Consider the following 10,878-nt stretch of genomic DNA (forward strand, 5'->3'; position numbering starts at 1 on the left):
GCGGGCGGCCTGCGAGGCCGCCCGCCCCCTCCGTGGCGTGCTAGAGAGTGCCGGTGACGGCGGTGCCGGTGTGGTCGCCGTTCACGCCCTGGAGGTTCAGGGCCTGGGGGGCGGTCCAGTTGCCGTCCGCGAGGCGGGTGGTGGTCAGGACGCGGTTGTCGCCGGTGGTGATGGCGAACTGGGCGCCGGTGTCGACCGGGGCGGCGCTGACCGAGGTGGCGGTGACCTGTCCGATGACGCTGCTGACGGAGCCGAAGGGCTGCCAGGTGGCGTTGGCGTAGCGGATGCTGTGGAGCTGGGCGCCGGTGTCGGTGACGACGACGAGGTTCATGTCGTCACCCTGGCGGGCCATCGCGAGCGAGGTGACCGGGGCGGTGGAGCCGGCGGCGCCGGCGACCGCGCCCCAGGCGCTCCAGCTGCCGGTGGAGCCGGAGCGGATGGTGTGGTAGACCTGCCCGCCCGCGACGGCGGCGACCTGGAGGTCCCCGCCGACTCCCGCCGTGGCGAGGGTGGTGACGCCGCTCAGGGGCCCGGCGGCCTCGAAGACCTTGCCGAAGCCGGTCCAGTACCCGCCGCTGGTGCGGACGCTGTGGAAGAGCCGGCCGTCGGCGAGGACGACGACCTCCAGGTTGGCGCCGGTGGAGGCGATGGCGACCTGGGTGATGTTGCCGAGGTCGCCGACGTTGGTGTTGAGGTCGCCGAAACCGGCCCAGCTGCCGTCGAGGTGGCGGATGGTGTGGTGCAGGTGGCCGTCGCCGCCGAGGGCGACGACGTGGGTGTCGCCGTTGATGCCGGCGGTGGCGACGGCGCGCACGCCGCCGATGTCCCCGGCCTTGGCCTGGACGTCCTCGAACGGGGTCCAGGAGCCGTCGTAGAGGCGGGCGGCCTGGAAGAGGCCGGTGCCGCCCTTGACCAGGGCCTGGGTCTTCCAGCCGACCGAGGTACCGCGCACCTGCTGGACCCAGGCGGTGAGGTCGTCGACGCGGGTGTTGGTGGCGCCGGTGCGGGTTTCGGTGCTGCCGAAGCAGCCGCCGCCCTGCCAGGAGCGGGAGGCGATGGCGGCGAGTTCGGTCTTGCCGTTGACCTCGCGGACGGCGGGGGCGCCGGTGTCGCCCTTGCAGATCGAGGCGCCGTTGGTGCCGGTGGTGCTGACGGCGTTCGCGGTAACGGCGCCGACGTTGAAGATGCCGCTGTGGAGCTTGAGGGGCGCCCACTCGGTCTTGGTGCGGCCGTAGGCGGGTACGCGCAGGTTCTCGCCGGCGGTGGGTGCGGTGGTGGCGAGGGTGAGCGGGGCGATGCCGTCGACGGGTGTGGCGAGGCGGGCCATGACGAGGTCGCGGTCCTGGCGGGGGACCAGCTCGACGATGTCGGTGGTGGCGCCGGTGGTGGTGGTGAGGTCGGTGCGGCCGACGGTGGCGGTGGTCTTCCACTTCGGTGCGCCGGCGGTCAGGGCTTGGGGTTGGGCGGGGTCGTCGGCGAAGCAGCTGGCGGCGGTGATGATCCAGTTGCGGTCGACGAGCGCGCCGGTGCAGGCGCGGACGTTGTCGCCGATGGCGAGCTTGGCGGTGTAGGCGTAGGTGCCGTCCGCCGCGGGGTCACCGACGAGCGCGCCGGCGGGCGCGGCGGAGAAGGTGGCGAGCGCGCCGACGACGGCGGTCGCGGCGGCGAGCGCGCCCGCGCGGCTGGTACGGGCGGAGGTGGTGCTGGGCATGGAGGTCCCCCCTGGGATCCGGATGGTACGGGTGGTGACGGTGGGGCAGATGATCACTTCGATCGCCAACCGCACTTGGTCATTCGTCATGACACAAGGTCAAGACCTCGGTCGGGGCCTCGTCGGCCGCCTGATCCAGCCGCGAGTCGATCTGGGGGCCACGGGTTCGGGGTCCCTCGGCTCCGGCTCGTGGCACGACTGCGGTGTGCGGCCGACCCGTTCAACGGGTCGGCTGCACACCGCAGTTCGGTGGGTCAGGGGGCGGAGGGGCCGCCCGGGTAGCGGGTCCAGCCCTCTGCGGCGGGGTCGACGGCCCACAGGGTGCTGTTGGTGTCGCGGAAGTAGGTGACCAGGTGGCTGTCGGCGGGGTCGACGACGGTCTGGGGAACGGCATCGGCGGCCATCACGGTGCCGGTGGGCGCGCCGGGGCCTGCGGGGGTGCGCTGGAACTTGGTCCAGCCGTCACCGGCCCCCTGGGCGTCGTAGGAGTACAGGTAGTTCTCCGGGCCGTTCACGTACACGACGACATGCTGGTTGAGCGGGTTGACGACGGCGACGGGGTCCGTCGCGGCGTTGGGTCCGAGGTCGCGCCAGCCGGCACCGGACGGGTCGACGGACCACAGATGGTTGGCGGTGTCACGGATGTAGGTGACGAAGTGGCCGTCGGCGGGGTTGACGACGGTGCTGGGGACGGCATCCGGCGCCATCACCGTACCGGCCGGGGTGGGGACGAACTCGGTGCGGCCGGAGCCGCGTTCGTCGATGGAGTTCAGCTGATTGTTCGGGCCGTTGACGTGGATGACGATGTGGCCGTCGTTGGGGTTGATGACGGGGACCGGATCGGCGGCGGCGAGCGGGCCCAGGTCGTGCCAGCCCTCGCCCTTGGGGTCCACGGACCACAGGTGGCTCGCGGTGTCACGGACGTAGGTCACCAGGTGCTTGTCGACGGGGTCGACGATGGTGCGCGGGACGGCGTTGGGCGCGAGCTTCGTGCCGGCGGGGATGGCGGGGAACCTGGTCCAGCCGGCGCCGCGCTGGTCGTAGGACCAGAGGAGGTTCTCCGGGCCGTTGACGTAGACCACGATGTGGTCGTTCGTGGGGTCGACGGTCGCGGTGGGCGAGGCGGCGGCGTAGGCACCGAGGTCGGTCCAGCCCTCGTCCTGGAGGTCGACGGACCACAGGTGGTTACTGCTGTCCTGGACGTAGCTGACCAGGTGCTTGTCGGCGGGGTCGGCGACCGTGAACGGCGTGCCCGTGACGAGCGTCCCGGACGGGGTGGTGTGGCGGGTCTTGTTGATCCACGCGCCGAGGTCGTCGACGCGGGTGTTGGTGGCGCCGGTGCGGGTCTCGGTGCTGCCGAAGCAGCCGCCCTGCCAGGAGCGGGAGGCGACGGCGGCGAGTTCGGTCTTGCCGTTGACCTCGCGGACGACGGGGGCGCCGGTGTCGCCCTTGCAGACCGCGGCACCGTTGGTGCCGGTGGTGTCGATGCCGGTGGGCTTGACGGCATCGAGGGTGAACACACCGGAGTGGAGCTTGAGGGGCGCCCACTCGGTCTTGGTGCGCCCGTAGCCGGGTACGCGCAGGTTTTCGCCGGCGGTGGGCGCGGTGGTGGCGAGGGCGAGCGGGGCGATGCCGTCGATGGGCGTGGCGAGGCGGGCCATCACGAGGTCCCGGTCCTGGCGGGGGACCAGCTCGCTGATCTCGGCGGTCGCGCCCGTGCTGGTGGTGAGGTCGGTGCGGCCGACGGTGGCGGTGGTCTTCCACTTCGGTGCGCCGGCCTGCAGCGCGGCAGGCTGGGCGGGGTCGTCGGCGAAGCAGCTGGCGGCGGTGATGATCCAGTTGCGGTCGACGAGCGCGCCGGTGCAGGCGCGGACGTTGTCGCCGATGGCGAGCTTAGCGGTGTAGGCGTAGGTGCCGTCCGCCGCGGGGTCACCGACGACGGCGCCGGCGGGCGCGGCGGAGAAGGTGGCAAGCGCGCCGACTGTCAGGGTCGCGGCCAGCGCGCCCGTCACCCGGACACGGGCAGAGGTCTTGGAAAGCATGGGGTGGGTCGTCCTCGGTCTTGAAGGTGGACGTATGCGTCGACTCGGTGGTCAGCCGGTGACGTGCAGTTCGACGACGGTGGTCGGAGCCTGGCCGAGCCCCTCGCCGACGCCCGCGAAGCCGTCCTTGGGAACGTCCAGGGTCTGGGTGGACCCACCGGCGGTGAGGCCGGCCTGTACGGAGCGCCCCGAGGTCTGAACGGCGAAGACGTCGACCAGCTCCAGGGTCAGGAAGCCGGTTGTGGTGGTGGCCGTGAAGCACACCTTGTTGTCCTTGTTGCCAGGTGCTCGGGTCCAGATCTGGATCTGCGTCGCGCCGGCGCAGTCGGCGAGAAGGATGTGCCCGTCCCCGCGCATGATCTTGAGGCCGGTCAGCGTGGAGCCGCCGGGGTAGGAGAAGTCCTCGACGGCCGACGGCGGGAGGGTGCCGTCAGCGGGTGGTGGTGCCGTGTCGGCGGCGGCGAACGCGCTCAGGCCGAACACGCCTGCGGCGGCGGTGGCGGCGATGACGGCCGCCCAACCGCGGACGCGGTGTTTCATGGGGTCCCCCGGATCGATGGTGTCGGGTACTGAGTGGCCGGCCGGCGACCGGCTCGGTGACGGATCAGCCGGTGATGCGCAACTCGACGAGCATGGTCGGCTTCTGCCCGAGCGCCACACCGACAGTGGCGGCCCCGCCCTTGGCGACGTCCACGGTCTGGGCGACGCCCTCGGCGGTCAGATTGGCGCGCACGGCCCGCTCGTTGCTGGTCTGGATCATGAAGGTCTGCGGCAGTTCGAGCGAGAGGTAGCCGCTCGAACCGGTGACGCGGAAGCAGACGCCGGGACCGCCGCTGGGGCTGGTGGCGGCGGTGCTCCACAGCTGGATCTGGGTGGCCGTGTTGCAGTCGGCCAGCACGATGTGACCGTCACCGCGGATGAGCTTCAGCTGGGGGAGGGGCGAGACGCCGGGGTAGGCGAAGTCCTCCACCGCCGGCGGCGGGGTGGCGGTGTCGTCGCCGGGAGCGGTGTCGGCGGAGGCCAGTGCGGTGGCGCCGAAGGTGGTGGCGGCCGCGAGGGAGCCGGCGACCAGCCAGCGGGATATGTTGCTCTTCATCTCGATTTCCCTTCAGGTGGGTTGACTTCACCCGGGGGAACGGTCGACGTCCAACTACTCGACGGTCGGCATCGTTGATCCGACACGCACGAGACAGATGGAATGGCGGCGGTGGCGCGCCATTCCCGGCCCCCGATGGCTTGAGCGGTTCGCAGTCTAGGGCATCGTCGAGAGCCCTCCGCGGTTATGGCTGGATCAAGTGATGGCGCAGGTCAGACGAGTTGGTCCGATGATTTGACGGATCGGGAGATTGATCTCCTTTTGTCTGGTTTTGCCATCCGTTGCAGCCGAGTAAAACCTCTGGGTGCAGCCCTGACGGGTCGCTATTCCGGTCGGTCGGGTATTCCCCTGTGGATATGCTCCACCCCAGTCGAATCTCGGCTGTCGGATCGTGGAGGGGTCTCTGGTGGGTGGAATAGTTGTCCGGTCCGGGCGGCGAAGGCGGGGTGGGCAGTCGATATCCGCCGTGGTCAGCCTGCGCGTGCTGCCATTGGCGCTCGCGGCCGGTCTGTTGGGGGCCGCGCCGGCCATGGCCGCAGATGCGCCGGGTGGCACGACCGCCGTCGTGTCGACGGACCGTGCCAATGTGGTTGCGTTCTGGCAGGAGGGTGGTCCAGCGGTCAAGGCCGCGGCTGAGGCTGCGCTGACTGGCTCGGACGCGGACGTGCGCAAGTTCCTGGACAGCGAGCACGTCCTTGCCCAGGTGCAAGACGACCAGGTCAGTGCCGCGCAGATCCTCACCTTGGGTGGAACCGGGGTGCGAGAGATGGCGCGTAAGGCGCTTGCAGGCACCCCCAAGGAGCTGCAGGATTTCCTGGACGGTGGCTATCAGGAGGCGCTGAAGAGCGACCAGCAGGTCAAGGCCGCCTCGTTGATCAACGGTGCCGGTCCCGGTGTGCAGGCTGCGGCGAGGGCCGCCCTCAACGGGACTCCGACCGATGTCCAGGTGTTCCTGAATGAAGGTCAGTACACCGCGCGGGACACCGATGACCGGGTGAAGCTGGTCCAGATCCTCTCCGCGGGTGGGCCGAACACCCAGGCCGCCGCCAGGCTGGCGCTCAACGGGACCATCGACGACGTCCGTGAGTTCCTCGAGGTCGGCCAGCACGTGGCCAAGGCCCGTGACGTGGAGCACACGAGCGTCGAGCAGCTGACCCAGCAGGCCAAGGAGGCGTCCGCGCAGGCCGCCCGCGAGACGGAGGATGCCAAGGAGTCCGCGGCACAGGCGATCGCGGCCTCACAACTGGCCAAGGAGTCGGCAGCGAAGGCCGCCGCCGAGACCGAGGCTGCGCACAACGACACGGTCGCCGCGACCGCCGCCGCCGGACGAGCGGCGGACGCCGCCAACCGGGCGACCGACGCGGCGCAGACCGCGGTGAAGGCCGCCCGCTCCGCCACCAACTCGGCCCGCACGGCGGCCAGTGCGGCCAGCCAGGCCGCTTACGCCGCGGCTGGCGCGGCCCGGGCCGCAACCGCCGCCCGCAACGCGGCGGCGGGAGCCGCCTCTGACCGTGGCAAGGCCGACGCGGCCACGGCGGCCGCCACGGCGGCCGAGACCGCTGCCAAGGCCGCGGACCTGGCCTCGGGGTCGCTGACCCAGGCCACGGCCGCCGCGAGCGCGAGCGCCGAGGTGGCCGAGTCGGCCCTGAGCGCCAGCGGGAATGCCATGGCCGCCGCCACCGCAGCCGGACAGGCCGGTAGCTACGCCGGCGTGGCCGGTTCCCAGTCGGCGCGTGCCAAGGCCGCGGCAGCCGCGACCCAGCGTCAGGCCCAGGAAGCCTCCAGGGCGGCGACCGCCGCCAAGTCCCTGGCCGGCGAGGCCGCGAAGGCGACCGCCCAGGCGAAGGTGCTCGCGGACTCCGCCGCCGCACACGCCCACAACGCGGCGGCCGCCGCCTACGACGCCGCCCAGCATGCCGGGGAGGCCGCACAGGCCGCCGACCGGTCCAAGGCGCACGCCGACGCGGCGGTCGCCGCCGCGCAGACCGCCAAGGACGCCGTCGACGAGGCCAATCGGGTCCACGACCTCGCCCAGCGGGCAGAGGCCGAGGACCTCGCGTCGCAGACCGCCACCGATGTCGAACGGGTCAGGTCCGCCAAGGCTGCCTACGACGACAAGCAGGCCTCGATCGGCGAGGGCGTTCAGCAGCTGCGCCGAACCAAGGACGAGGCCACCCGCCTCGCCACCGCGCTGGCACAGGCGAACCCCGACACTGCGGCAATCGTCACCGACGGGCGCAAGCTCGCCGTCCTGTCGATGAAGATCGCCGGTCCCTGGGAGGTCACAGGAGCCCGCACGGCGCTTGCCGGTACCGACCAGGACGTGCTCGACTTCGTCCGTGACGGTCGCCGCCGGGCGATCGAGATGGACGACCGGGAGCGCGTCCAGAACCTCGCCACCACCTCAGACCTTCCGGCGGTGCGCGCTGCGGCGGCGAACGCCCTGCAGGGAGACACCGGCGCTGTCACCGCCTTCCTGAGTACCGGTCAGTACCAGGCCGCGACTGCGGACTTCCAGGTCAGTGTGGCCAAGATCGTCAGCACTGGCGGACCCAGTGTCCAGGCCGCCGGCCGTGCCGCGCTCAACGGCAACGTCGACGCGCTGCGTGACTTCCTCGCCAGCGGCCGCTACCTGGCCCAGCTCGCCGACGACCAGGTCGTCGCGGCAGGGCTTCGTCAGTCCGGTGGTCCCGAGGTCAAGGCCGCGGCGCAGATCGCGCTCGAGGGTCCGCCGGAGGTACTCCGGGCCTTCATCGAAACCGGGCAGTACATCACCGCTCGCAAGGACGCGCTCGCCGCGACTCACGCGGCCGAGATCCAGCGGATGATCTCCGAGGCATCGGCGGTCACCGCCTACGCTCAGCAGAGCGCCGCCGAGGCTGTCCAGGCCGCAGCCCTCGCCAGGAACGCCACCGGCGAGGCCAACGCCGCGTCCGCCCAAGCCGCTGCGTCTGCCAGTGCCGCTGCGGGTTACGCCGCCGAGGCGAAGAACAAGGCCGACGCGGCCGCCGCGAGCGCGAAAAAGGCCGCAGACGCGGCGAAGACCGCCGCCTCCGCCGAGGCTTCAGCTCGTCACTCCGCGGCTTCTGCGGCCTACTCGGCCCAGCAGGCCCAGCGCTCGGCCGCCAATGCGAGCTTGTCTGCGCGGGATGCATACGCCTCCGCCGCCCGGGCGAAGGCCGACGCCGAGGCCGCCGGTCAGGACACGGCGGTCGCCGCGCAGGCCGCGCGCAACGCCATGGACACGTACAAGACCAAGTACGTCGCCGAGCAGGAGGCCGCCCGCGTGGCCGCGGCCCAGGCCGCCAGTGACGCCGCCGCCAAGCAGCAGGCCGAGCAGGACAAGAAGTCGGCGACCGACACGCTGGAGGCCGAACTCCGCAAGGAGGCCGCCCAGCACAAGTCGGGCTGGCTGGACACGGTCCTGAACGTCACCCACGGGGTCCTGGACCTCATCGGAGGCGTCGGAGGCGTCTTTGCGCCGGGCCTAGCGGACATCGCCGACCTGATCAACTGCGGGATCTACGCCCTGCAGAAGGACGTCGAGAACGCGATCCTGTCCTGCGTCGGTGCGATCCCGCTCGCCGGGGACGCCGCCGCCGTGGCCAAGCTTGCCAAGTGGGCCGAGAAGATCCCCGGCGGCAAGAAGGTCATGGAGTTCTTGGACAAGCTGTTCTCCAAGCTCCCCGGCAGTTGCCCCATCGGCAGGAACAGCTTCCCGGCCGGCACCCGTGTGCTGATGGCGGACGGTTCGACCAAGCCGATCGAGCAGGTCCGGGTCGGCGACCAGGTCCTGTCCGGCGACCCCGCAAGTGGACAGACCGGCGCCCGCCGGGTGGACGCGACGATCTACACCCCCGATGACCGTGACTTCACGGACCTGGTGGTGCTGACGGGGGAGAAGGCCGGCACGCTGACCGCGACCGACCACCACCCCTTCTGGTCCGAGAACCGTCAGAACTGGGTGGACGCCGCCGATCTCCGGGCCGGCGACCTGGTGCTAACGGCTTCCGGTGCGACTGCCACGATCTCGGGCGTCCGCCACTGGACCACCTTGCAGCCCGCCTACAACCTCTCGGTCAGCGATCTCCACACGTACTATGCGATCGCCGGTACAGTGCCGGTACTGGTGCACAATACGGGATTGTGCACCGAGAAGATCGATGACGCCTTCTACAACCCCAGCGGCAGGTCCTCTCAGGATCAGTTCGAATACCACTGGGACAAGCATGGGAAGGCGCGCGGCGTCACGCATGAGCAGTACCTCAAGGATGCGAAAGACTGGGCTGCGGGCATTGCCCAGCCAGGAGGAAAGAGGGGGCTCAACGCCAGTTTGGAAACTCTGGCGGACGGGTCGCGCGGGATCAAGTACGTGGACCCCCAGACGGGTAAGGGTGGGATCGTCGGTCCTGACGGCAAGGCCGTAACCTTCTGGTATGGCGCCGACTAGCGAGAGGATGGGTCGTTGTCGGATTTTATGGAGGACTACGCTCTCTGGCGGCGCTTGTCGTTCCCCAGTCTCCGCCGCGGCGAGAATCTGTTGCGCGCAGGCGAGAATCTGGCACTCATCCATGGCGACCTGGCCCTCGCTGATGAGCATGTGACCCAGGTGATCCTTTTTGTCGAAGAGGGGATATTCAAGCCGGCCCGGGGAGACGTCATGGGGTTGCTTGAAGAGATCATCTCTCGCCTGGAACGATTTGGTGAAGGTGCCACCGTGGGAGAGCGGGAAGTTGTTGACGCCCACTATCGGTATGCGGTTCTGCTGCATCAAATATATGGTGAATACCTACGCGTAGGGACTCCGTAGGCCGTCACCTGATCGACTGGGAGTAGTGAAGGGCCGCTCGCAAAGTGCGAGCGGCCCTTCATTTTCCGCAGGACCTGTGTGTGACGGGCGCCGCTGCACAGAAACTCCCCCGTGCCCGTTTCGCTCCCGGACCCGATCGGAGCGGGCACAGGATGTCGGGTGGGGGAGGGTGGGGGGTTCCTACGGTGGTGGGCAGTGAGAGGGAAGGACGGGGTCGGGGTGCTGGAGCAGGTCAACCGGGCCATGGAGTACGTCGAGGAGCACCTGGACGGGGTGATCGACGTGGGTGAGCTGGCGCGGATCGCGCGGACGTCGGAGTACCACTTCCGGCGGATGTTCTCCGCGCTGGCCGGGATGCCGTTGTCGGAGTACGTGCGGCGCCGGCGGCTGACCGTGGCCGGGGCCGAGGTGCTGGCCGGTGAGCGGACGCTGCTCGATGTGGCGGTCCGGTACGGCTACAACTCGGGGGAGGCGTTCGCCCGGGCGTTCCGGGCGATGCACGGCGTCGGACCGGGTGAGGCCCGGCGCGGCGGCGTGGTGCTGCGGTCCCAGCCCCGGATGTCCTTCCGACTCGTCGTCGAAGGGAGCAGCAGTATGGAATACCGCATCGTGGAGAAGCCCGGGTTCCGGGTGGTCGGTCGGCGGGCCCGGGTCCCGCTCGCCCACGAGGGGGTGAATCCGGCCATCGCGGCGTTCATCCGGGGGATCCCACCGGGGGTCGTCGACCGGATCGCCGTCCTCTCGGACCAGGACCCGGACGGCGTCGTCTCGGTCACCGAGTTCTTCTCGGACAGCCGGGAGGAGGGCGTCGAACTCGACTACTACCACGCGGTGGTGGCGGGTGCGCACGTCGTCGTGCCGGAGGATCTGGACGTGCGGGAGGTGCCAGCCGGGACCTGGGCCGTCTTCTCCGTCACCGGGGCGTTCCCGCAGGCGCTCCAGGAGATGTGGCGGGACGTCTACACCCAGTGGTTCCCGTCCAACCCCTACGAGACCCGGCCGGGGCCGGAGATCCTGCGCACCCGTTTCCTGTCCGACGGCGTCGCCGAGGCGCAGCTGTGGACCGGCGTGGAGCGGGTCGCCCGGTGAGCCCTGCCGCATGGTGAACTGGGCCGGGGGGGGGGGGGGGGGGGGGGGGTCGCCTGGCCGCACACAAACAAGAAAAACACAACTACCCCCCCCCACCCCCCCCCCCCCTCTCCGCGTCTATGTCTCTTGC

Annotated in this window: 7 protein-coding genes; 3 read left to right on the forward strand and 4 right to left on the reverse strand. The window is 70.6% G+C overall.

All coding sequences use genetic code 11. The features are described 5' to 3' along the window. Positions 1-40: 40 nt before the first annotated feature. The 4 genes from ACZ4UX_RS34730 to ACZ4UX_RS34745 all read right to left on the reverse strand — a co-directional run bounded on the left by ACZ4UX_RS34730 (position 41) and on the right by ACZ4UX_RS34745 (position 4,849). A complete protein-coding gene (locus tag ACZ4UX_RS34730; protein WP_465709559.1) occupies positions 41-1,711 on the reverse strand; it encodes a trypsin-like serine protease in 1,671 nt (556 codons plus the stop codon). 254 nt (positions 1,712-1,965) lie between these two features. Further along, complete coding sequence (locus ACZ4UX_RS34735) at positions 1,966-3,753, reverse strand: trypsin-like serine protease (RefSeq protein ID WP_465709560.1); 1,788 nt, start codon at positions 3,751-3,753, stop codon at positions 1,966-1,968. A 51-nt stretch (positions 3,754-3,804) separates the two neighbouring features. Further along, complete coding sequence (locus ACZ4UX_RS34740; RefSeq protein WP_380393582.1) at positions 3,805-4,293, reverse strand: hypothetical protein; 489 nt, start codon at positions 4,291-4,293, stop codon at positions 3,805-3,807. 64 nt (positions 4,294-4,357) lie between these two features. Beyond that, positions 4,358-4,849, reverse strand: coding sequence for a hypothetical protein (locus ACZ4UX_RS34745; protein ID WP_465709561.1), 492 nt, complete (start codon positions 4,847-4,849; stop codon positions 4,358-4,360). Between the two features lie 466 nt (positions 4,850-5,315). On the opposite strand from ACZ4UX_RS34745, the gene ACZ4UX_RS34750 reads away from it, so the two are divergent. From ACZ4UX_RS34750 to ACZ4UX_RS34760, 3 genes are all read left to right on the forward strand, one after another. Then, positions 5,316-9,299 carry a polymorphic toxin-type HINT domain-containing protein gene (locus ACZ4UX_RS34750; protein ID WP_465709562.1) on the forward strand — a complete coding sequence of 1,328 codons (3,984 nt, stop codon included), beginning with the start codon at positions 5,316-5,318 and terminating at the stop codon, positions 9,297-9,299. Positions 9,300-9,326: 27 nt separating this feature from the next. Next, complete coding sequence (locus tag ACZ4UX_RS34755) at positions 9,327-9,659, forward strand: hypothetical protein (protein ID WP_465709563.1); 333 nt, start codon at positions 9,327-9,329, stop codon at positions 9,657-9,659. A 219-nt stretch (positions 9,660-9,878) separates the two neighbouring features. Continuing rightward, positions 9,879-10,748: an AraC family transcriptional regulator gene (locus ACZ4UX_RS34760; protein WP_465709576.1), complete on the forward strand. Its 870-nt coding sequence runs from the start codon at positions 9,879-9,881 to the stop codon at positions 10,746-10,748. Positions 10,749-10,878: the final 130 nt, after the last annotated feature.

The organism is Kitasatospora sp. NPDC028961 (assembly GCF_055564815.1).